The following is a 22,410-nucleotide window of genomic DNA, read 5'->3' on the forward strand; positions in this document are numbered from 1 at the left end:
CCTATACGGTTCCAGGCTCAGAAACGTTCGAGGAGGTCGTCATCAACTCCGGCGATTTCACTCGAACCCACAATGCCGTATATACGTTCGGGTACAACTCCCAGCTGGTGAAGGACGAAGACGCACCGAAGAGCTGGGCAGACTTTGTCGACCCCAAATGGGCTGGCAAGATCGGTGTCGTCCAGGGCAATTCCGGCGGCGGTGTAGCTGCCTTGAACCGCTTTATGGAGACGGAACTCGGTGAAGATTACATGAGTAAATATGCAGCGCTGAAACCCGTAATCTATGAAGGTTCAGGCCCACAGCAGACTGCGCTGGCCCGCGGTGAAATCGCCGTCGGAACCGTCGGATCGGCTACCGTCAACATAGCCGTCAAAACGGAGAACGCCCCACTGAGCTTCGTTGTCCCGGAAGAGGGACTCATCAGCTTCGATTACTACCTTGGTGCGACCGCTAAGGGGTCCAACCCGGAAGCCGCGGACATCTTCATGAACTACAACATGTCCAAGCGAGGGCAACAGATCTTCGCGGACCTGGGCGACTACGCCGTGAACCCTGAGATTGCACCGCCCACTGCCGTCGGCGTCAAACTGCCCGCGGTTGATTCAGGCAAAGTGTGGCGCATGTCGGTCGAAGACGCCAAGCATGGTGACGCCGATGCCACCAAATGGAAAACGGTCTTTGCGTACTGATCCGTTGTAGTCCCCGTGTTGTTATCCGCCGGGAGGCAGGTGCGTTTGGGGGAGGCGGCTGACGGGCAGTCCCGTCCGTTATGAGTTTGCTTGAAAGTGTGGAAATTCTGTTCGGCACGGCTTGAGCGAATACCGGCAAGCGCATGCCAATGACACTGTTGGCGTTGTCCGGGCTAGGCAGCAATAGTCAACTACTTTCTCGAAAGCCAAATCCCCGGTTTTTGTCACACCCAAATTTTTTGAGGATTACAGCAACAAGGAATGGAGATCCAGATGCAAAGTGGGTCAGTAAAGGCTAGCGATGTCAGCCTCAACGCCGCCGCTCATGAGTTGTTGGCCGCGTACCACACACGGGTTCCGGTGGCCCCCTTGCGGGACCGGATGGAGAACATGACCGTCCAGGACGCATACGAGGTTCAGACGGCGCAGCTTAGGCATCACCTTGCTACGGGGCGGGTACTGGCAGGCCGCAAGGTGGGGCTGACGTCCTTGGCCATGCAACGACAGCTTGGCGTGGATTCCCCCGACTTTGGTTTCTTCTTCGAGGACATGGTCCACCACGACGAGGCTCGGATTCCGGCCTCTGGGTTCATCCAGCCCAAGGTGGAACCGGAACTCGGTTTTGTACTAAAAGAGTCACTACAGGGCCCCGGCGTCACCCTGGAACAGGCCCGCGCCGCCATCGGAGCCGTGTACCCGGCAATCGAGATCATCGACTCCCGCATAGCGGACTGGGACATCAAACTCGTTGACACGATCGCTGATAACGCCTCCTGCGGAGCCGTCGCCGTCAGCGCACACCCCCTGACACTAGACCCTGCCGACCCCGCGGCTCTCTTGGAAGTCACCTGTTCGCTGGTGATCAATGGGCAAATCACGGGCACCGGGACGGGAGCGGATGTGATGGGGCACCCGCTTGCACCACTCGTCTGGTTGGCCGACATCCTGGGCGAACAGGGGGTGGCGTTGGAAGCCGGTCAGCTGATTCTCCCGGGCTCCTTCACCGTGGCGATGCCCGTTGTCGCTGACACCACAGTGATGGCTGACTTCGGCCCGATGGGCTCACTGACTATTCACTTCACGGACTAGGGATACCGCCATGGCTAAAAAACAGCCGCCATCGTCGGCCCCGGCAATATCGGCACCGACCTCATGTTCAAGATCATGCGCCGCAGCAAAAACGTAGAGGTCAAGTACATGATCGGGGTGGATCCGGCTTCCGACGGCCTGACCCGCGCCGCCCGCCTGGGACTGACCACCTCCGCCGAGGGCGTGGACTGGCTTCTGGCCCAGGATGAACTGCCAGACTTCGTGTTCGAGTGCACATCCGCAAAGGCCCACGAAGCCAACGCCCCGAAGTACGAGGCAGCCGGCATCCGCGCCATCGACCTGACCCCGGCCGCCGTCGGGCCGTACCTGGCCCCGGTGGTAAACCTGGATTCGCTGACCGACGAGCCAGGATCCGCTAGCGGCTGAGGTCGTCCGTGGCGGGACTCATTCGGCATCCATCGGACATAGTCATAAATGCCGGAGCGACAGACAGCTCGGCAATCTTTGCCGAAGCTCGTAAACAGCATTCTCCACACACATTTAGTATGTACACCATAAATTTCCCCCCTCTACTCCCTTGACCAGCTGCATTAACGCCATCTATCCTTTCGTTTGTATACGTTGTAATAACTGAGCTTTGCTTCCGCATATCGGTAAGCGTCCATATGGTTTTTGTTTCTGACCATGCGAAACATGAGGTCAGGACGATAAGCAGGATGCGATTCGTTTCATGAGGAGCTGACAGTCCTGCACTAGGTCCTCGAGGCTCAGGACCTTTCTGCCCACGAGCTCAGGTCTCCTCACGGCTCACCCCGGAACACGATTCCCCTTTTCTCGGGCGAATTTGGACCACGTAATTCGTGCCGGCGGGAGACCCGCTCCCACCGGCAAATGCAGATCAGGAGACACAAGTGAAGGTACTCAAGCTCATTTCCATGGCGGTGTTGGCGGCAAGCACGCTCGCGGCGTGTGGCGACGGGGCCACGGCCGAAAGCCCTGGAGGATTGACAGACGTTTCCGTGGCGGCTATCCCCATCGCCGATACTGCTGCTCTTCACCTCGGGGTAGCGGAAGGATTCTTCAAAGACGAAGGCCTCAATGTCAAAATCGAGAGTGTCACGGGCGGGGCTGTATCTGTCCCAGGGGTCGTCAGCGGCACTTACGATTTCGCGTTCTCGAACATCATCAGCATGTTCGTGGCTAAAGGACAGGGACTGGATTTGCAGTTCGTCACCAATGGGGCAACCAGCACAGGAGTGGCGGGTGCCGACATCGCAGCGATCGTGGTGTTGGAAGACTCACCCCTCACTTCCCCCGCCCAACTCGATGGGCTTAAAGTCTCGTCCAACCTGCTGTCCAACATCGGCGATACGACCATCCGTCACGCCGTCGATGCGGCCGGGGGAGATGGCGCCTCTCTCGATTTTGTCGAGGTCCCAGTCCAGGAAGCGATGGTCGCCTTGGAGAACAAGCAGATAGACGCTGCGCTTGTCGTGGAGCCATTCCTCACAAAAGCACTGCAGTCCGGCGGCCGGGCACTCGACTGGAACTACGTCGCCGTGCATCCTGAGATGGATGTCTCCGGTTATTTCACCAGCGGGGACACTGTGAAGAACAAGCCGGAACTGGTGGACAAATTTGCCCGGGCCATGGCGAAGTCGCTCGAGTTTTCGCAGGCGAACCCTGATAAGGTTCGCCAAATTATTCCGACTTACACGCAGATCGAAGCCACACTTGCCGCCGAGATCGTCCTGCCACGGTTTAAGGCAGAATTTAGTCGTGAGTCCGCTGAGATCCTCGGAATGGCGGCGCTTAAGTACGGCACCATCGAGGAGCTCCCTGACCTAGAGCAGTTGCTTCCGTAATGTCCGTAACGTCACAGCTTCGACCTTCTGTCCGGGCTTCCACCGCCATTTGGGCCGGGACGACAGGACGTAATCCGAGAGCCGTTCGGTTTGCCTTTGGCATCATCGGCTTGCTTTGTTTCGCGGCGGTGTGGGAACTAGCACCTCGGCTCGGACTGGTAAACGAGAAGTACCTTCCCCCCGTTTCGGGAGTGCTGGTTGATCTCGTGCGCAGCTTCGGGCTTCGAAATTATTGGGTCGCCGTCGGCGACACGATGCTGGCGTGGGTCCTGGGCCTAACACTCGCGGTCATACTTGGCGCGACCGCGGGGCTGTTTATCGGCGTATCCTCCTTCCTCCGCAAGATGACGCACACCACAATCGAGTTTCTCCGTCCGATCCCATCGGTGGCACTCATTCCGTTGGCGGTACTCTTGTTCGGAGTCAGGATCGAATCGTCGTTGCTACTCATTGTTTACGCATGCTTCTGGCAGGTACTCATCCAGGTGCTCTACGGAGTCACTGACGTCGATAACGTTGCCATGAGCACGGCAAAATCCTATGGCTTTTCACGGTGGCAACAGGTGCGCAACGTTGTCTTCCCCACAGTACTTCCATACCTTGTGACCGGAATCCGCCTCGCTGCCTCAGTCGCCCTTATCCTCGCCATCACCGCCGAACTCGTGATCAGCGCTCCTGGCCTCGGACGCGAGATCGCACTGGCCCAGACCGGTGCCGCGGTCACCCACATGTATGCGCTCATCCTCACAACCGGACTCCTTGGCATCGCGATTAATGCCACGATGCGAGTCGTCGAGAGTCACCTTTTATCGTGGCATCCGTCCGTCAGGGGAGAGATTACGTCATGAACTTCATCAAGAGTGCTGGTGCAGCAGTGGCACTGCCCGTAGTCCTCGTGCTGGTCTGGTGGGTCGCCACCTCCGGCAAACCAAATTTCTTTGTGCCGGCTCCACAGGTACTTGTCGATACGTTAGTCAACGTATGGCTGGCAGAACGCATCCTCACCGATGTGCTCCCCTCGCTGAGCCGTCTTACGGTAGGTGTGCTTTCGGCGATTGTCCTGGGCGTGGTGCTTGGGCTGGTAGTCGGCCTGAACAGAACCCTGCGGTCCCTGACGGAGCCGGTCTTCGAACTTTTCCGCGCTTTGCCGCCTCCTGTGTTGGTACCAGTTCTCATGCTCGTCATCGGCATCAATGACGGCATGAAGATCGCCGTCATTATCTCTGGCTGCATTTGGCCTGTTGTGCTCAACACCATCGAGGGTGTTCGCTCGATAGACCCGGTACAGAACGAGACAACTCGCTCATACGGGATCGTCGGGGTGAGCCGTATTCGCTACCAGATCCTGCCGTCAGCGGCACCCGCAATTATGGCAGGTGTTCGCCAGTGCATCTCGATAGGGCTCATCCTCATGGTGATCTCCGAGATGTTCGCCTCGTCATCTGGGCTCGGGTTCACCATCGTGCAATTCCAGCGCTCCTTCGCGGTACCCGAGATGTGGTCAGGAATCTTCATTCTCGGCTTCATCGGGGTCGCAATATCTTTCATCTTCCAGCGAGTTCAGCGCACACTCCTGCGCTGGTACTACGGACTAAAAGAGGTAGAAAATGCAGTTTGAAACTTTGAACGACGGGGCGGAAGCGGGAAACAGAATCGCCCCAGTTACCGGGGAAACGATTACTGCCTCTAGAGGCCGGACGATTCCGGAGGGCGAAGCGTTGCTCAGCGTCCGCGGCCTGAATAAGGTCTACAAGACCGATGCCGGCGACGTCGAAGCTGTCCGTGACCTTACCTTCGACCTGGGCCGTGGTGAACTCGTCTGTCTGGTCGGGCCCTCCGGTTCGGGAAAGACAACTCTTCTCAAATGCATCGCCGGACTGTTGGCAAGCACTGAGGGGGAAGTTCGGCTTGACGGTTCCAAGGTCACGGGGCCACCGAAGAAGATGGCAGTGGTATTCCAAGAGTACGGACGATCTTTGTTTCCATGGTTGCGGGTCGATGCCAACGTCGAGCTACCGCTGAAGAACTCGAGAGTTCCTAAGAAGGAGCGTCAGCGGCTGGTCGCCGAGGCGTTGGAGGCTGTGGGTCTTGCGCATGTGCCGAAGTCCTACCCGTGGCAGCTCTCCGGCGGCATGCAGCAGCGCGTGGCGATCGCTCGGGCGATCGCCTACCAGCCAGAAGTGCTCCTCATGGATGAGCCGTTCGCTGCCGTGGACGCGCAAACGCGGGCCGACCTCGAGGATCTTATTCGGGATGTCTGGAAACGGCTGGGCGTCACCATTTTATTCGTCACCCACGATATTGACGAGTCTGTTTACTTGGGGGAGCGTGTCATCATCCTTTCCTCTTCGCCAACTGTGGTGCAGGAGGATCTGATGATCGACCTCCCGGTCGTACGCGACCAGCTTGAGACCAGAGCCCTGCCTCGATTCACTGAGCTTCGGCACCATGTCTACGAACAGATCCGGAAGGCGAAAAGCGGCAACAGTCCTGCCATCGCCCCGCCAGCCGCACCCGCCACCGGGACGTAGGAGAGCAGGATTTAACCACCTCTGCTGCTCTGCGCCCTTCGAGGGAGGGCCTCGGCTGTCTGCCGTTCGGCACGGGCTGCAGGTTCCCAGAATATGACGGGTTACGCATAGGGGAGGACGAAGGAATGGCGTGGTGATATTCGCGGTTGCTGGGAATACCGGCGGCGAGCTTCAGCCTTGTGTCTAGGACGGCGATGTGGATGTCGCCACATGGCCAGCAGCTCACCGGCAAGCCTTGCTTCTGGCGGTGGCCGAGAAGGTGTCACTGAGTCACAACCTGCTGATGGTGGTGATAAATTGCCGGTGTCTCGATTGTGGTGACCAAACTACCCTTCTCACCTGGCAGATATTTTTGAAATCGACGGAGCCGAGTTCGATCGGCGGCCACCAGATCCCCAGCTTGAGATTGCCCAGCGCGTGAGGTGTCCGTCCTACTGCGGGTCCGAACCGCGGATCAGGTGCTGAAGCAACTCCACCAGGCGGGTCTTCTCTTGGTCGGTCAGTGCACTAAGGAGTTCGAGTTGCACCCGCTCCACCCCAGGGGAGGCCCAGAGAACGGCCATTCGCGCAGGTTGCGTCAGAGCGACCTGGAGTCGGCGGCGGTCTGTCGGGTTGGTCTCACGGCGTAACCAGCCATCTTTCTCCATTCTGCCCATGACGTCTGCTGCGGACGACGTATCTAAGCCCGCCAGCTCTGCGATCTTCAGTTGATCTGCAGAGTCCGCCGCTGCCACAGCTGACAGCACGGCATACTGTGGGCTCGTGATCTCGCCATGAAATTCTTCATTCCAAAGGGAAACGTGGATTTGAAGAGCGCGACGCAGTAGGTATCCGAGAGCCGTTGATGGTTCAACTACGGCGAAAGCTTTGGGCAGGTTTGCCGCGCCGAAGGATCGCTCGTTAATAGAGGCAATCTTCCTCAGAAGCGATATGGTTTCTGACTCCGTTCCCGCTGGCAGCTTGGCAGCAAGGGCGTCATGGACACAGACAGCCCGTGCTGCGAAATCATCCATTCGTTTCTCCGCAGCGGGAGCAATCGAAATCATCTGACGACGACGATCATCCTCCGCCTGCCTACGCCGAATGAACCCGCGAGCCTCGAGCCGTTTGATCACGCCTGCCATCGTCGCTTTGTCGAGACCTGCCAGCTCGCCGGCAGTTTGCTGGTCTGACTCCGGCCACATAGCTATGGCCACCAGTGTGGCGTATTGCGGGCCAGTCACTTCCGAGCCGAAAACGCTATTCCATGTGGCGGTATGAACGCGCTGCGCCCGCCGGATCAGGTGCCCGGGTGCACTCCAAGTGCCAACGACGGGAAGGGCTCCTGCTTTTCGATCCGCCCGGATCCTTCCTGATGAGGCGTGATCCGGCAGGACTGAGCCTTCATGGGTATCTCGAATCACCTTCACCTCATCACACTACCTTCCGATGGCTTCAGTTGTTTGCATCTCCACGGCGGCCCGGGTCCGGCCCTGGCCGCCGGGGTAAAGATCATTGACCAGGGCGACGCCGGCGTGAAGCTCGCGGAGTTCCTGGCCGCCACAGGCGACAGCAGGTAGGAGAACGACATGACCGCAATATTGACTTTCGTTGAACCTCCATGACGGATGACATTCACAAATCCGCCGCAGGTCTGCTTGGTGCAGCTTCCAAGCTGGGCGCCCCCATTGCAGTAGTTGCCGTTAGATCGGGCGCCGGTGACGTTTTGTACACCGAACTCGGCAACCTTGGCGCCGTTTATGTCTCGTGGCCGAGTCCGATGCCGTTGGCAAGCGGCTTGCCGATCCTCAGACGGCAGCCTTGGGATCCGCCGTCGACATTCCCCAGTATGAACCACCACCCGGCCGAAGGCGTTCTGGACATGGAACCAAGGCCTCGTCAAAACGCGAAACAAGCCCCAGAAGATCAATCTATAGCTCTGGTTCCATCTGTCCGTGGATGTGCTGTGGCATGGCAGTTCAACGGAGTCATCTTTGTGATTCTTCTTTTCAGCACCGGGCAATGGAGGAGGATTGTACCTACGAGTTGGGGAGTGTTCCCGAACGCGGTGTCAGCCGCCCTACAATATGCGTCCCCTGAATGGCCCCATGAGAACGGCTGGGTGAACTGCAACAGCTTGCTGCAATTGGCTATTTCGCCACGGTTTTTTTGGCCGCACCCCAGCGATGATCAACGGACTGTTCACTTCCGGGTGATGCTCCACTTTGTCCTGTTCATTATTTCCCACGTCATGCTGATTTTTACCACGGGCGAACTTCGGAACCTGAACCACATGAACTCGGCAAAACGTCGGGTAATGGTTTTTCGCAGCATCCCTCCTGGTCATAATCGGAGCCTCGCTGCTGGCTCGCCCTCTGTTCCTGCGTCCTCTTGCGGCCCTCACGGGGCGGGGCAGTAAGTAAGACACGAATTCCATTACGTGATATTTCCACTGTGCAGCCACATCCCCATCGGGTTGGGTGTTCCTAGCACTGCGAATCATCTCTGAGAAAGGCTTCACCATGACTGTGGAATCATCGGCTTTCGGACTCACCCAAGAACAATTGGCTATCCGTGAGGCCATTGATGATCTTTGCAATCCGTTCGACAACACGTACTGGCTTGAAAAGGACATCGCCCGCGCTTACCCGGAAGAGTTTGTGGACGCGCTCTACGAGGCCGGATGGATGAACATGCTCATTCCGGAGGAGTACGGAGGGGGCGGAGCTTCGATCCGGGACGCCGCCGTAGTGCTGGAGCAGCTCGAGCGCAATGGCTGCCATGCCGGGGCCGCCCGGGCCGGCATGTACACCATGGGGACGCTACTGCGACATGGAACAGAAGAGCAGAAACTAAGGTTTCTGCCCAAGATCGCTTCCGGCGAGTTGCGCCTCCAGTCCTTTGGTGTGACTGAACCAGATGCAGGCTCGGATACCACCCGCATCCGGACCTCAGCCAAACGTGAAGGCGACGAATACGTTGTCAACGGTGCAAAAATTTTTATTTCCCGCGTTCAGCACTCCGACCTCCTCCTCCTCCTGACCAGAAACGAGAAGTTTGAGGACGTCGTGAAGAAGACCGACGGATTCACCGTGCTCCTGGTGGACCTCCGCAAGGCCATAGAAGATGGAACCATCCGCGCCACCCCCATCAAGACCATGGTCAATCACGAGACCAATGAGCTCGCTATCGAAAACCTCCGTGTACCGGTCGAGAACCGTATTGGTGAGGAGGGCAAGGGCTTCAAGGTGATCCTTTCCGGCATGAACTCCGAGCGGATCATCGTCACATCGGAGTACATAGGCGCAGGGTTTTACCTTCTTAACCGCGCAGTTAACTACGCCAATGAGCGTGAGGTCTTCGGCCGTAAAATTGGAATGAACCAGGGCGTGCAGTTCCCTTTGGCACAGGCGTATGCGAACCTTCAGGCTGCGTCTCTAATGCGGTGGCGTGCGGCTGAAATGTACGATGCCGGCGACAACCCCCGCTTTGAAGTCAATGGCGCCAAACTGCTGGCTTCCCAGGCACTATGGCAGGCGGCAAACGCTGCCTTCGATACTTTCGGCGGTTATGCGGCCGCAGAGGAGTATGGCATCGAGCGTCACTTCCGCGAAGCACGCCTGCCGTCGACAGCCCCGATTAGCAACAACATTGTCTTGGCCGGCATCGCCCATGGCACGCTCGGGCTCCCTAAGTCTTTCTAGGAGACGGACAACGTGGTGAAACAATTACCTGTCAGAACCGTGGAAACGGTATCCGCTAGCATCGGGGGGGACATAGGAGCCACCGAGGCACTGGCGCGCTTTGCTACGGGAAAACTGGTCTCGAGTACCGACCATGTGGAGCAAGTAACCAACGCACTAATCGACACCGTAGCGGTGGCAATCGCCGCGGCGCCCGCTGAAGGAACCCAAATTGTGAACGCTTGGGCCGCCGCGGAGGGCGGGGGCGGCAAAGCTACAGTCTGGACGACAGGCCGAAAGGCTACCGCCTCGATGGCGGCCATGGTTAACGGAACATCCGGACACATGCTGGACTACGACGATATCTCTCCCACGATGCCAATGCACCCGAGTACAGTGCTGTTCCCGGCGCTCCTCGCCGTCGCGGAAGACCGCGGCATCGACGGCGCCAAACTGGTTCAGGCCTACGACGTCGGGGCTGCAACCTTCCGTGCTGTCACCGAGCTTTTGCCGGGACATGTCCACTACGCCCGTGGCTGGCATACAACGTCCACGGTGGGGCGACTTGCGGCAGTGGCTGCCCTTGCACGGCTCTGCGGCACTCCGTTGGAGCAGGCCCGTAATGCCCTAGGTATAGTTTCTTCGCTGGCAGCAGGCAGCCGGCCTAATTTCGGGTCCATGACAAAGCCATTTCACGCCGGGGTCGCAGCCCGGGACGCGGTGATCGCGCTCCAGCTCGCCGATGCAGGCTTCACCTCCAACCCCGGAGAATTGGAAGCCCCTACAGGATTCTTGGAACGGATGGGTGACCCTGATTTGGCGCCCATCGGCGGTCTTACAGAGACTCTTGTAGAACGACTGGAGTACTGGATGGAGTCCTGGCCGAAGGATTGGGGAATCAAGAGGTACCCGGCCTGTTATGGTACCCATCGCGCTATTGATGCCGTTTTGGAACTCCGGGATGAACTCGCAGGCAGGACCCCCGATTCAATCCGCGTCACGGTACACCCTCGGGGAATGGAACCACTTCTGCCGTATGCGCCGCAGAACGGCAACCAAGCGAAGTTCAGTTTGGAATACGCGGTGGCCGTGGCCATTGAACGCGGCGCAGTGACACTGCAGGACTTTACCGACGATGCCTTCGCCGACCGCGAGGTGCGCGAGCTGATGGCAATCGTCGAAGTGGTTGAGAGCCCGGTGCCGCCCATGGGCGATCTGGTCACGCGTGAGCCTTATGCCGCGGTGCAGGTGAGGACCGGAGGGGAGGCCTGGCTCGGAAGGCGGGTTGACCTCACCAAAGGCGATGCTCGCAACCCACTCAGCCAGGCCGGTCTCCGGAACAAGTTCGGTGATTGCTGCGCCGCCGCAGGAGTCAGCGCCGTTCACTCCGATCGGATATTCGAGGAGCTGTCTGTGCTTCCCCAAGGGCGCAGCATTGCGGGATTCTCGAAGGCACTACAAAAGACCGGAACTGAGAACCCCAGAAAAGTGGAGGAATCATAATGAGCGACCCCAAGATAACAATCGTCGAAGAGGGCATGCGCGAAGGCATGCAGATTGAAAGCGCAGATATCCCCGTGACGGACAAGATCCGCTTGCTGGATGCTCTCTCCGCAACCGGGCTCAAGAATATTGTCGTCGGGTCCTTCGTAAGCCCTAAGTGGGTCCCCCAGATGGCTCACATAGACGAAGTTGTTCAAGGTTTCAACCCGGTGCAGGGAGTCACCTACAGCGCCCTCGCCCTGAACGCGCAGGGTGTCGAAAGAAGTCAGGCGTACGCACCCAAAATCACGGGACCTGATCACATGATCGGTGAGACCCGTATCCACCTCTGTGATGTTTTCGTTCAACGGAATACCGCACGCACCACGGCTGATGAGATCGCGGCGATTCCCGGCATAGTATCCCAAGCGGTTCTCCGTGGAGCCAAGGAAGCCCAGATCAGCGTCAACGCTGCGTGGGGTTCCAATTGGCTTGGTGAATTCTCCGAGGATAGGAGGATGGAGTTCCTTCAGCTCCAGCATGATGCCTGGGCCAACGCCGGTGTTCCTGTTACCCGGGTCCATATAGGCGACCCCATGAGCTGGAACACTCCCAAAGCCATGCGGGCGCAGATCCGAACAATCAAGCAGACATGGCCGGACATCACCACCTTCCATCTGCATCTGCATAACGCGCGCGGGATGGCACCCATCTCCGCCTACACGGCGATGTCAGAACTTGATGAGGGCTACGAGCTTATTGTCGACACCGCGATCGGCGGCCTCGGTGGGTGCCCCTACTGCGGAAATGGCAGACTGACGCGGATGATCCCCACTGAAGACTTTGTTCACTTCCTTGAAAGCGAGGGTATAGAGACCGGTGTTGACCTCAAGAAACTGATTGAGGCTGTCGTTTTGGCTGAAGAAGTTGTGGGCCACGAACTATGGGGGCACGTCTCGAAGGCCGGCCCCCGGCCAACCGGCGGCGATGTCTACCCAATGGACATGCCGTTTATCGAGACCCCTGCCGAAGCACAACATTTCCGCTTAGGGCCCTCGACCTACGAGGGGTCTCTCGCCCCTTGGAAGCAGACGGTTTCGTCGGCAGCACGTGATGAATATGAAGCAACGCACTTTGATCTGGCTGTCGCACCAACGCAAGGAGCAGGTTCGTGAACTCTGACAACCTAAACAGCACGGGGTCCCTCGCAGGCATTCGGGTCATCGAGATCGGCACCAGTGTCGCGGCGCCCTACGCGGCGCAGGTCTTGGGAGACTTTGGTGCTGACGTCATCAAAGTTGAACGGACCGGCACAGGCGACGACAGCCGGAACTGGGCCCCACCTGAATGGGAAGGGTACTCCGTTGCTTTTCTGGCCCTGAACCGAAACAAGCAGTCGGTTGTCATCGACTATAAGACGCAGCAGGGCCGCGAAGTACTGGAGCGGCTCATCGCCGGAGCAGACGTACTCATCCAGAACCTTCGGCCCGGGTCCTTCGCGCAGGCAGGATTCAGCGCGGAGCGGCTTCTCGAATTGAACCCGCGGCTAATCTACTGCGAAATGTCCGGATACGGCCGAACAGGACCACGGTCCCAGCAGCCCGCCTACGATCCGCTCCTTCAGGCATACAGCGGCATCGTCAGCATCACGGGCGACGACGACGGGGCACCGGCCAGGGTACCAGTTTCCGTTTTGGATATGGGGACCGGGATGTGGACGGCGCTGTCCGTCTTTGAAGCTCTGCGCCGACGCGACGTGACTGGTAAGGGCTCACACGTTGAGCTCTCGCTTCTCCAGACCGCTTTGACCTGGCTGACACCTCCGCTCATGGCCTGCGCTGCAGGCGATCCGCCGCCGCGGCGCCTCGGCTCCGGCTTTGGCGGGGTAGTCCCTTACGGTGCCTTCCCCACGAGGGACGGGCATGTGTTTATATCCGCAGGCAATGATGACGCATGGAGGAGACTGATCTCAGCGCTGGAGTGCGTAGACCTTGACGACCTGCCCGGGTTTGGAAGCAATGGTAATCGGGTCAGAAACCGCGAGACCGTGGTTGCCACCCTGTCAGCGAGGACCAGCAATTTCACGTCTGCCGAAGTGGTGGACCGCCTAACGCAGGCAAACGTCCCCCACTCGCCGGTGAACACCGTTGACAAGGTACTGGTCGATGAGCAGGTGCAGGCTTTGGGCCAGATCCAGGCTGCTCCTGAGCACGCGATCGCCAACCTGAAACTTGTTAATTTGCCCATGACTTTCGACGGACAATACCCAGTCATTACCAAGGCGCCGCCCGAATTGGGACAGAACACGGAATCGGTCCTTGCATCGCTTGGCATGGACAGCGGGCAGATTGAAGCGCTCCTGGCGAGCGGCGTCGTCGAAGCCGGCAAGGCTGCCATTATTACAGAGGAGGTAAGCATATGAATGTCACAGAAGAGGTCCAGCCGGTCATTTCGACGCAGGAGGACGAAGTCCTCTATGAGCTGCGGGGAAAGGCCGCCTGGATCACGCTCAACCGACCTGAGCGCAGCAACGCGATGGCCGTAAGCACGGTCCGCCAGCTCACGCAGGCTTTCCTTCGGGCCGGTGAAGATACCGCTGTGTGGGGTGTTGTGATTACCGGTACGGGGGATAAAGCATTCTGTGCTGGCGGTGATTTAAAGGAAATGGACGACATTGCGCGCAGCGGAAAGCAGATTGAAGTTCCGATGACCGGGCTGTACCGGAATCTGTTCGAAGTGATGATGGAAACGTACAAGCCCGTGATTGCCGCAGTGAACGGACATGCCATTGCAGGGGGTTGTGAAATCGTCCTCTCATCTGATGTCCGAATCGCCGTCGAGGGTGCAACAATCGGCCTGACCGAAGCGAGGCGGGGAATGGGTGCAAATCTCGGTTCAGTCCTCTTACCGCGCCTGATCCCACGGGCCCTTGCGATGGATCTCCTCTATACTGCCCGCACGATTCCCGTCGAAGAGGCCAAAGAACTGGGGCTAATCAATCGGGTGGTCCCGCGGGCCAACTTCGATGCCGAGGTTCAGCGGTACGTGGATGAGATCCTGGTGAATTCGCCCGTCACACTGCGACGGTACAAGGAGATGGCCACCAAGAGCTGGGGTGTTCCGCTTCCCTCGGCGCTCAGGCTCAACGTCGGTCCGAACCCTTACCTGAGTGAGGACCGGGTGGAGGGAGTGCGCGCCTTTCTGGAAAAGCGGGATCCCGTCTGGACCAACCGGTGACCGGCCTCCGGGCGGGCCGGGAGCTACCCGAATCCCGCCCGGGCCAGATCGGCACTTACAGCCTTCGCCGTCGAAACCACGCGGGGGAGAATGGTTTGGGGTTGGGGGATTCTGGACTCAGGAAACGCCACGGTGATGCTTGCCGAAATGAGTCCGCCGTGCCCGAAGACAGGTGCAGCCACTGACGTGCGGCCGGGGAGGCCGTCATTAAATGAGATGGCAACACCGCCGTGGCGGATCTCAGCGAGTTCGGTGCGGAGCCGGGGAATCTCGTCGGCGATTTTCGGGTCATCCTCAGCCCTGGTGCAAAGGTCATCCCAGGCTGACTTGCTATGGGCCAAGAGCACTCGGCCGCCACCCGTGAGTTCCAGTGCAACCCGACGGGTCGCCCACGACGATTCTGCCGTTGGTTTGACCCTAGTAATCCGGTCCGAAAAAACAGCATCTCGCCCGTCCTGAACACCGAGGTACACAGTGCCACGTGTGGCCATGTGAAGATCCACCAAGTATGGCTGGGCCATTTCGCGCAGGGCGCGAACCTGGGATGCGCCGATCCCCAAACGCCAAATCCGTGCGCCCAGCCGGTAGGTTCCGTGCCCTAGCCGGTCGATGCCGCCCCAGGCAACCAAGGCGGCCAACATACGGTGGACAGTCGCCGGCGGCAGTCCCGTACGGTCGCTAATTCCGGCCACACCCATTTCCGCACCGCCGGCGAAACAGTCAAGTATATCAAAGGCGCGCCCCAACACCGTTCGCTTAGGGCTTGAATCCTCGTTCAAGAAACTGGCTCCTCCTTGTGCTGCTCGGCGTTTAGCCGGCATTCATACTGCAAAGGCTCCATGGATTGCCACCAGCAGCCCGGGATATCCTAGCCCGGAGTGACGATAGTCCATGTTCCGCAAATACTAGCGCCTTAGACCGACCAAGCTTCTTTTTGTCCGGAGCAGCACGGTGGCCATGTGGCAAGACCCTCGACATCGCGTCAGAATACTCCGGGGAAGGTGTCCCTCTTTTTGGAAAAATGGCGACTCACGTGCCTGGGCGCAGGCCCCTGGAAATGCACGCTTCGACGAAAATCAGTAGGCTCAGGCTCCCGAGTACGAGCGCGAGGCTGTGGAGGCCTACGTCCATTGATTTCCCGTCGAAAGTGGCACTCAGCAGCACCATTGCCACGGTGCCCCCGACAAACTGGGAAGTGCGAAGCAATCCCGAGGTTACACCAATATGCTCGGTGGGAGACGCCCGGTACAGGGCAACCTGGTTGCCAAGCATAAAGAAACCATTTGGCGAACCCAGCAGCACGGCCAGAACCAGAACCATCGCGAGCGAAGAATCTGCGGTCAGCATAAAGAGAGAGACGGTCGCTGCAACCATCAGGAAGGCACCGATAAGGATCGGCGCGCGGATGCCCCATTTGGAGATCGCTGAACCGGCGAACATTGTGGTGACGATGCCCATCCCGGCCAGGGGCAGCATGATCAACCCGACATCGCCGGGTGATAGTCCGCGGGAGCCCTCCAGCCATGTGGGAAAGCCGAAAAGAACCGCATAAAGAACCGACATCACAACAAACTGGCGGACTATGGGGGCGCCAATATTGCGGTCCCGGCCGAGAAGCCGGAAATCAATAAATGGATGTGGTGACTGGAGCTGATGCCGTACGAAGAATATGCTGCTGAGTACCCCAACCGCCAAACATACCCACCAGTAGCCTTCGCGGAATACGGTAAACGCGAGCAGGAGGGGCGCCAGCGAAGCGGCAAACAACAGGAACCCTAAAGTGTCTACCTTCGGTACCTCTATCTCCGTCCCTTGGCGGGATGCTTTGAGGTCGGGGACTCCGATCAGGATCAGAATAGCGGTCAGCACGCATAGAGGTAAGTTAATCAAAAACATTGCCCGCCAGTCCCATACTTCAATGAGGATTCCACCCATAGCCGGCGCTATCATAACGGTTCCCTGAGCGGAGAAGATCATGGTCCTAACGCCGCTGACGCTGTTCGTGGTGCCGCGGACTTCGGCCCAGCGGCGGAGAAGTGCCATCCCGGCCGGGTACCCGGTTGCTGCCCCGAGTCCTATAACCACCCTCAGCCCAACAAGCGCTTCAACCGTTGTGATGAGGTACACAAGCCCGGATCCAACGGCTACCAAGGTGACGCCGAAAAGGAGGATGCTCCGCGGGCCGACTTTGTCTATGAGCCGACCTGCAATGGGCTGGGCCACTGCACATGTGAGATAGAAGGCCGTCACGAGGAGCGTGATATTCGCGCCGGATCCTATGTCGCGCTCAATACTCACGAGCCCGACGGAAATCATGGACGAGTTCAACCCGTTGATGGAGGTGGCTAAAGCGATCGGAGCGAGCAGGGAGACTGGGATGCCACTGTGGTGAGGCGGCGACGTGCGCATACCGACTCCGAACTTAAGATTGCTGCGGCTACAAACTATTGACGGACTAACACAAAGGCTAGCATTAAGGCTGAGTCACCAGTATCGTCCGGCTATGTCAGCAGTTTATTTAGCTTTTGAAGGGTTGTACGAACTAAATTTTCAAACCAATTTGCGGCAGGCGACTGTTGGGGCCGCCGGTAGCTATAAAGCGAGACTTCGGTAATGGGGATCTGGACTGGCAGTTCGAACGTCCTCACATTGCCGGCCGCCACGAAGGCTTGGGCCATGACGAGAGGGGCGAAGCAAATGAGCTCCGTGTCTTGGAGCAGCAGCGGTAAGACGAGAAAGTTCGGCACCGACAGGACAATCTCACGAGAGTGCCCCTGCTCCACGAAGGTGTCATCCACGATGTGGTGTCCGGTTTCGCCCGTCAAACTGACGTGTCGCTCCGCCAGGAACTCAACGAGCGTCGGCTTGGGCCCGATCCGCGGGTGGTTTGCCGCGCAAATACCCACATAGTGCTGCCGGAAAAGAACATCGCGCCGAATGTCGGGGTGCACAATTTTAGGTGTGCAAAGGAAAGCGTCAATTCTTCCTTCTAGTAGATCGTCTGGTGCACTCGAAAATTTCAGCTGCTCCACTTCGATCCTGACGTTGGGGGCCGCAACCGACGCGGCGCGGATGATTGGCGGAAGCAGCACCGTAGTGCCAATGTCCGTCATCTGGAGGCGGAAAGTACGACTCGATGTTGAGGCAGCGAAGTTTTCCTCGCCCTGCATTATTTCGTCAATGGTTTCCAATGATCCGCGAAGTCTGGGATAGATCCGCTCAGCGGCCGCGGTGGGCACCATCTCCTGACCGCTCCGGATAAAGAGTTCGTTCCCGAAGATTTTCCGAAGCCGCTTAAGTGCATAGCTCACAGAAGGCTGGCTAACAAAGAGCTGTTCAGCCGCGTGCGTCACGCTCCGGGTTTCGTAAACCGTGGTAAAAGTGCGCACCAGGCCGATGTCATAGTTAGGCATGCAGTCACTATAGACAACATCTATGTGAATCTCACAAGATTTGATTGGGTTTATAGAAATCGTGCGTCTAACTTAGGTGTGACATAGAACACAACGTTAGGTAGGGCCTAGATGAAGACGATCAGGGAAGCTACGTATGAGCTTTTACGTAGCCAAGGGATGACAACTATTTTCGGAAACCCCGGCTCGAACGAGCTTCCGTTTCTGAAAGATTTTCCCAGCGACTTCCGTTACGTACTGGGCCTGCACGAAGGTGCAGTCATCTCAATGGCCGATGGCTACGCACAAGCATCAGGGAGCGCCACCTTCGTTAATCTGCACGCTGCCGCCGGTACGGGCAATGCGATGGGTGGGCTGACGAACGCTGTCTATTCACATTCGCCGCTGGTGATCACGGCCGGCCAGCAAGTCCGTGCGACCGTTGGCATGGAAGTGATGCTGGCCAACGTGGATGCACCGAGCCTGCCCCGTCCCCTCGTGAAGTGGAGCACGGAGCCACTGACCGCCGATGATGTTCCCAGGGCTATCAGTCAGGGAATTCACACGGCCACACTCCCTGCCCCAGGCCCTGTCTACCTCTCCATTCCCTATGACGACTGGGACCACGCAGCCCCTGAAAACGCACACCATCTGGCTTCCCGCACGTCTGAAGTGGGAGGAGCCCTGACTGCAGAACAACTGGACCGGCTAGTGGCCGAGATCAAGGCAGCACGTAGCCCGGTCCTCGTTTTCGGGCCCGACGTGGACTCGGTCCACGCTAACAACGATGCGGTGAGACTCTCGGAGAAGCTGAATGCACCGGCTTGGATCGCCCCCTCTCCCGCCCGCTGCCCTTTCCCGACGAGACACAGAAACTTCCGCGGTGTCCTCCCTGCATCCATCGCGGGAATCAACGCGCTGTTCAACGCTCACGACCTTGTCCTTGTTATCGGAGCGCCGGTATTTCGCTACCACCAGTACGAGCCGGGCAACTACCTCCCCGAAGGGACTCAGTTGCGGCACATCACCTGTGATTCGGGTGAGGCGGCCCGTGCTCCTATGGGCAAAGCCATCGTGGGGGATATCGCAACAATTCTCTCGCAGATCCTCGAGGCTGTGGAGGCCCAACCCTCCAACACCTCTGTAAACCTCGTTCCGATTCCGGAACCTCGTATGGCAGACGTGCCAGACCGGCTGCACCCTGATGAGGTCTTCAACATCCTCAACCGTGCCGCACCCGATGACTCCGTCTTCGTCACGGAGTCAACGTCCACCCCGGAATCCTTCTGGCGCTATATGGACTTGCAGAACCAGGGAAGCTTCTACGCTCCGGCGTCCGGTGGATTGGGCTTCGGCCTTCCTGCCGCTGTCGGTGTTCAAATGGCCAAGGAGGACCGCCAGGTCTTCGGCATTATTGGTGATGGGTCGGCCAACTTTGGCATCACCGGCCTGTGGACCGCGGCTCAATATACTGTGCCGGTTATCTTCCTAATCCTCAACAACGGCACCTATGGAGCACTTCGATGGTTCGCAGATGTCCTCGGAACGGGCGAGACGCCAGGGCTTGATGTTCCGGAAATCGACTTCGTCCAGCTCGCCGAAGGCTACGGCGTCAGGGCTGAAGCTGTCGGAACTTGCGAGGATTTTGAAAGAGCGCTGAAAAAGGCAATGGCGGGCGAAGGACCCGCTCTCATCGAAGTGCGCACGGTCTTGAGCTGACCGATACGCTCACCGGAGGCGCACGAACCTCAACCCTTGCCCAGAGTGCACCGCACGTAACGAATCAATGATGATACGAGTGAGGTAATTCCGTGAAAGTTAGTATTCGAAACCTTCAGCTGAAATACGGGGACTTTGTCGCCATAGAAAACCTGGATTTGGAGGTCGGGGACGGTGAGTCAGTGGTCCTTCTGGGGCAGTCCGGGTGCGGAAAGACCAGCACTATGCGCTGCATCGCCGGTCTGGAGGAACCAACTTCGGGACGAATAGTGATCGGAGACACTGTTGTCTTCGATGCAGAGAAGGGAATTAATCTGCCACCGAACAAGCGCAACGTTGGAATGGTTTTCCAATCCTACGCAGTCTGGCCCCACATGACCGTCTTTCAGAACGTTGCCTACGCCCTGAAGATGCAAAAACTTTCCCAGAAGGAGATTAAGGAGCGGGTGACCGACGTCCTGAGGTTGGTCGGACTGGAGACTTTCGCCGATCGCGGTGCCAGCCTGCTCAGCGGCGGGCAGATGCAACGCGTCGCATTGGCACGCAGCCTTGTGATGCGGCCCAGTGTCCTCATGCTTGATGAGCCGCTGTCCAATCTGGACGCGCGCCTGCGCGATCGGCTGCGGGTGGAACTGCGGGAAATCCAACTGCAGCTCGGGCTGACCACGGTCTATGTGACCCATGACCAGTCCGAAGCCTTCGCGCTTGCTGACCGTATCTCCCTGATGCAGAAGGGCCGCATTGTGCAGATTGGCGGACCGACTGAAATGTACGGGGCCCCAGCCAGCGCAGAAATCGCTCATTTCCTGGGCGTCTCGAATATCTTTGGCTGTACCGCGGAAAAAGCAGCCGATGGATCCGTCACCGCACAAGTTGCCAATACTAATTCCATCGTCCGGAGCCAGCAGCGGACGCTTGCATCCGGCGAAGTAAGGATGTGCATTCGTGCCGAGGATTTCATCCTGAGCAGCGAGCCCAAGGGAGTCGAGAACGAATGGGAAGGAACCATTCGCGTGAGCGGTTTCCAGGGCAGCAGCATCCGCTACGCGGTACGCCTTGTCGATGGCTCCGAACTTGACGTATTCGTACCGACTAAGGGCAGCGGGCACCACGCCATCGGTGACATAGTGTATGCCCGCGTCTCCCCAGCAAATGTTCAGATCTTGCCCGCAGAGGTCGTAACCACACTCGACGCGGAAGCGGTGCTCGTATGAGCTTCCTGACCCGTCCCCCGGTTACGACGCTGCCGGCAGCAAGCCCAGTGTCCAAGAAACGCACCTATGGACTCTGGGGTCTAAAACGGGAGATTCCTGCGCTGGTCCTCATCCTTATACTGGCAATGCTAGTAATCGTCCCGGTAGCCTTCGTTGTGATCGCCGCCTTCTCCACCGCGGTGCCTCGCCCCGGGAATCCGGAAACAGGCGACTTCACGCTGGGAAACCTCACTCTCCTGACCACCCCGGACGGGCTCTCCGCACTCTTCAATTCCCTCGTGATCGGGCTGGGATCATCCGTTCTTGCGCTCTTATTTGGCGCGACTCTGGCCTTCATCTGCTCCAGAACTGATGCGCCTTGGCGCAGGTTCATCTTCATCATCGGTATGGCTCCCATGTTTGTTCCGGCACTCGTAGGGGCCTTGGCCTGGTCGCTTCTGGCCTCACCCAGTGCAGGATTCGTGAACATCCTGCTGCGGGACCTGGGCATACCGGTCACGATCAATATCTACAGCCTTGCAGGTCTGATTTTCGTCCTCGGGTTATTTTATGCGCCGTATGTCTTCCTGCTGGTACACAGCTCACTGTCCCTTATGAACGCGGATCTAGAGGAAGCCTCGACGGTCCACGGGGCCCCATTGAAGACCATGTTCCGCACGGTGACTCTTCCGTTGGCACTGCCCTCCCTGATTGGGTCGGGCATTCTGGTATTCGCTCTGACCATGGAAAACTTCCCGGTGGCCGCTGTCCTCGGCAACCCCGCTGGCATCAACACCCTGCCGACATACATCTACCGGCTTATGAGCTCCTCGCCGCCGGAAGCCAACAAGGCCGCCAGCGTCGCCGTGCTCCTGACTATCGCGTTGCTCGCCGTGACCCTATGGCAACAGCGCATCGTCAACAAGCGCAAGTTCACCACGATGACCGGAAAGGGCAACAAACCCCGGCAGATTCCGCTCCGGAAACTCCGCTGGCCGGCAACGATCTTCGCCCTCCTTTACTTCACTGTCTCGGTTCTGGGCCCACTCCTCGCCTTGCTGATAGCAGCGATGCAGGATTCACCGTATGTGTCTTCCCTCTCGCAGCTCGTTGGGACACTGTCTTTTGACCGGTTGGGAGAGATTGCGGGTGCAGCTGACTTTCAGCTGTCGCTTCGCAATAGCGTACTCGTTGCACTTATCGCAGCCGTCGCCGGCACAGTCCTGAGCTTTGTCGTTTCATACGTCAGGTATCGAACGACCTCGAGGTTTGGACAACTCATGGAAGTGATCGCCATGGTTCCCCTGGCGATACCATCGATCGTCCTCGGCATGGGCATTCTGTGGACGTGGCTGACTCTTCCGCTGCCGGTTTACGGCACGCTGGCAATTCTGGGCATAGCCTGCATGGCAGTCTTCTTGCCCCAGGGATACCGGAGTATTTCTTCCTCGATGCTGCAACTAGACCGTGACCTTGAAGACAGTGCGGTGATGCTGGGAGCGAATCGCACCCGTGCTGTCTTTTCGGTGACCGTTCCGCTGATGAGGGTCGGCATCACCTCGACGGTACTGCTGTATCTGATGCTCT

The 22,410-nt window shown here is 58.5% G+C and carries 18 protein-coding genes and 1 pseudogene; 15 read left to right on the forward strand and 4 right to left on the reverse strand.

Features of this window, described 5'->3' with window-relative positions; all coding sequences use genetic code 11:
- The 7 genes and pseudogenes from CXQ89_RS17490 to CXQ89_RS17520 all read left to right on the forward strand — a co-directional run.
- Positions 1-692, forward strand: a 692-nt coding sequence (locus CXQ89_RS17490) for an ABC transporter substrate-binding protein (protein WP_146067292.1), incomplete at its 5' end; no start/stop codon positions are given.
- Between the two features lie 390 nt (positions 693-1,082).
- The gene (locus CXQ89_RS17495; protein ID WP_258060206.1) at positions 1,083-1,781 is read left to right on the forward strand and encodes a 2-keto-4-pentenoate hydratase; all 699 of its coding nucleotides are present in this window, start codon (positions 1,083-1,085) and stop codon (positions 1,779-1,781) included.
- Between the two features lie 30 nt (positions 1,782-1,811).
- A pseudogene (locus tag CXQ89_RS17500) lies at positions 1,812-2,126 on the forward strand (acetaldehyde dehydrogenase (acetylating)); the annotation flags it as partial.
- A gap of 527 nt (positions 2,127-2,653) precedes the next feature.
- Positions 2,654-3,607, forward strand: coding sequence for an ABC transporter substrate-binding protein (locus tag CXQ89_RS17505; protein WP_258060207.1), 954 nt, complete (start codon positions 2,654-2,656; stop codon positions 3,605-3,607).
- Positions 3,608-3,798: 191 nt separating this feature from the next.
- Complete coding sequence (locus CXQ89_RS17510; protein ID WP_308470507.1) at positions 3,799-4,455, forward strand: ABC transporter permease subunit; 657 nt, start codon at positions 3,799-3,801, stop codon at positions 4,453-4,455.
- A complete protein-coding gene (locus tag CXQ89_RS17515) occupies positions 4,452-5,225 on the forward strand; it encodes an ABC transporter permease (protein ID WP_104056394.1) in 774 nt (257 codons plus the stop codon). Before CXQ89_RS17510 ends, CXQ89_RS17515 begins: the two co-directional genes overlap by 4 nt.
- Positions 5,215-6,138: an ABC transporter ATP-binding protein gene (locus tag CXQ89_RS17520; protein WP_104056396.1), complete on the forward strand. Its 924-nt coding sequence runs from the start codon at positions 5,215-5,217 to the stop codon at positions 6,136-6,138. Before CXQ89_RS17515 ends, CXQ89_RS17520 begins: the two co-directional genes overlap by 11 nt.
- A 431-nt stretch (positions 6,139-6,569) precedes the next feature.
- Here CXQ89_RS17520 and CXQ89_RS17525 read toward each other — a convergent pair whose 3' ends face one another.
- On the reverse strand, positions 6,570-7,547 hold the full coding sequence (locus CXQ89_RS17525; RefSeq protein WP_146067293.1) for a MarR family winged helix-turn-helix transcriptional regulator: 978 nt from the start codon (positions 7,545-7,547) through the stop codon (positions 6,570-6,572).
- A 1,092-nt stretch (positions 7,548-8,639) separates the two neighbouring features.
- On the opposite strand from CXQ89_RS17525, the gene CXQ89_RS17530 reads away from it, so the two are divergent.
- The 5 genes from CXQ89_RS17530 to CXQ89_RS17550 are packed head-to-tail and all read left to right on the forward strand — an operon-like array spanning position 8,640 to position 14,519.
- Positions 8,640-9,821: an acyl-CoA dehydrogenase family protein gene (locus CXQ89_RS17530; RefSeq protein ID WP_104056401.1), complete on the forward strand. Its 1,182-nt coding sequence runs from the start codon at positions 8,640-8,642 to the stop codon at positions 9,819-9,821.
- A 12-nt stretch (positions 9,822-9,833) separates the two neighbouring features.
- Positions 9,834-11,303, forward strand: a complete 1,470-nt coding sequence (locus CXQ89_RS17535; RefSeq protein ID WP_219815640.1) for an MmgE/PrpD family protein — start codon at positions 9,834-9,836, stop codon at positions 11,301-11,303.
- Positions 11,303-12,457, forward strand: a complete 1,155-nt coding sequence (locus CXQ89_RS17540) for a citramalate synthase (RefSeq protein WP_104056403.1) — start codon at positions 11,303-11,305, stop codon at positions 12,455-12,457. The genes CXQ89_RS17535 and CXQ89_RS17540 overlap by 1 nt, the downstream gene beginning before the upstream one ends.
- A complete protein-coding gene (locus tag CXQ89_RS17545) occupies positions 12,454-13,704 on the forward strand; it encodes a CaiB/BaiF CoA-transferase family protein (protein ID WP_104056405.1) in 1,251 nt (416 codons plus the stop codon). Before CXQ89_RS17540 ends, CXQ89_RS17545 begins: the two co-directional genes overlap by 4 nt.
- The gene (locus tag CXQ89_RS17550; protein WP_104056407.1) at positions 13,701-14,519 is read left to right on the forward strand and encodes an enoyl-CoA hydratase/isomerase family protein; all 819 of its coding nucleotides are present in this window, start codon (positions 13,701-13,703) and stop codon (positions 14,517-14,519) included. Before CXQ89_RS17545 ends, CXQ89_RS17550 begins: the two co-directional genes overlap by 4 nt.
- A gap of 23 nt (positions 14,520-14,542) precedes the next feature.
- On the opposite strand, the gene CXQ89_RS17555 is transcribed toward CXQ89_RS17550, so the two are convergent.
- The 3 genes from CXQ89_RS17555 to CXQ89_RS17565 all read right to left on the reverse strand — a co-directional run bounded on the left by CXQ89_RS17555 (position 14,543) and on the right by CXQ89_RS17565 (position 17,932).
- Positions 14,543-15,340, reverse strand: coding sequence for an IclR family transcriptional regulator (locus CXQ89_RS17555; RefSeq protein ID WP_104056409.1), 798 nt, complete (start codon positions 15,338-15,340; stop codon positions 14,543-14,545).
- Between the two features lie 208 nt (positions 15,341-15,548).
- On the reverse strand, positions 15,549-16,928 hold the full coding sequence (locus CXQ89_RS17560) for an MFS transporter (protein WP_104056411.1): 1,380 nt from the start codon (positions 16,926-16,928) through the stop codon (positions 15,549-15,551).
- Positions 16,929-17,020: 92 nt separating this feature from the next.
- Positions 17,021-17,932, reverse strand: a complete 912-nt coding sequence (locus CXQ89_RS17565) for a LysR family transcriptional regulator (RefSeq protein WP_104056413.1) — start codon at positions 17,930-17,932, stop codon at positions 17,021-17,023.
- A 111-nt stretch (positions 17,933-18,043) separates the two neighbouring features.
- On the opposite strand from CXQ89_RS17565, the gene mdlC reads away from it, so the two are divergent.
- From mdlC to CXQ89_RS17580, 3 genes are all read left to right on the forward strand, one after another.
- Complete coding sequence (gene mdlC / locus CXQ89_RS17570) at positions 18,044-19,630, forward strand: benzoylformate decarboxylase (protein ID WP_104056414.1); 1,587 nt, start codon at positions 18,044-18,046, stop codon at positions 19,628-19,630.
- Positions 19,631-19,722: 92 nt separating this feature from the next.
- A complete protein-coding gene (locus tag CXQ89_RS17575) occupies positions 19,723-20,844 on the forward strand; it encodes an ABC transporter ATP-binding protein (RefSeq protein WP_104056416.1) in 1,122 nt (373 codons plus the stop codon).
- Positions 20,841-22,410 (forward strand): iron ABC transporter permease (locus CXQ89_RS17580; protein ID WP_104162197.1); only part of this gene is annotated, 1,570 nt, incomplete at its 3' end. The genes CXQ89_RS17575 and CXQ89_RS17580, both read left to right, overlap by 4 nt.

This window comes from Arthrobacter sp. ZGTC212 (genome assembly GCF_002929255.1).
In the GTDB taxonomy this organism is placed as follows: Bacteria; Actinomycetota; Actinomycetes; order Actinomycetales; family Micrococcaceae; genus Arthrobacter_B; species Arthrobacter_B sunyaminii.

Excerpts from the sequence above, each read along its gene's own strand:
- CXQ89_RS17555 (WP_104056409.1), bottom strand. The coding sequence starts at position 15,340 with ATGCCGGCTAAACGCCGAGCAGCACAAGGAGGAGCCAGTTTCTTGAAC.
- CXQ89_RS17560 (WP_104056411.1), bottom strand. The coding sequence starts at position 16,928 with ATGCGCACGTCGCCGCCTCACCACAGTGGCATCCCAGTCTCCCTGCTC.
- CXQ89_RS17495 (WP_258060206.1), top strand. The coding sequence starts at position 1,083 with ATGACCGTCCAGGACGCATACGAGGTTCAGACGGCGCAGCTTAGGCAT.
- mdlC (WP_104056414.1), top strand. The coding sequence starts at position 18,044 with ATGAAGACGATCAGGGAAGCTACGTATGAGCTTTTACGTAGCCAAGGG.
- CXQ89_RS17565 (WP_104056413.1), bottom strand. The coding sequence starts at position 17,932 with ATGCCTAACTATGACATCGGCCTGGTGCGCACTTTTACCACGGTTTAC.
- CXQ89_RS17550 (WP_104056407.1), top strand. The coding sequence starts at position 13,701 with ATGAATGTCACAGAAGAGGTCCAGCCGGTCATTTCGACGCAGGAGGAC.
- CXQ89_RS17530 (WP_104056401.1), top strand. The coding sequence starts at position 8,640 with ATGACTGTGGAATCATCGGCTTTCGGACTCACCCAAGAACAATTGGCT.
- CXQ89_RS17540 (WP_104056403.1), top strand. The coding sequence starts at position 11,303 with ATGAGCGACCCCAAGATAACAATCGTCGAAGAGGGCATGCGCGAAGGC.
- CXQ89_RS17520 (WP_104056396.1), top strand. The coding sequence starts at position 5,215 with ATGCAGTTTGAAACTTTGAACGACGGGGCGGAAGCGGGAAACAGAATC.
- CXQ89_RS17515 (WP_104056394.1), top strand. The coding sequence starts at position 4,452 with ATGAACTTCATCAAGAGTGCTGGTGCAGCAGTGGCACTGCCCGTAGTC.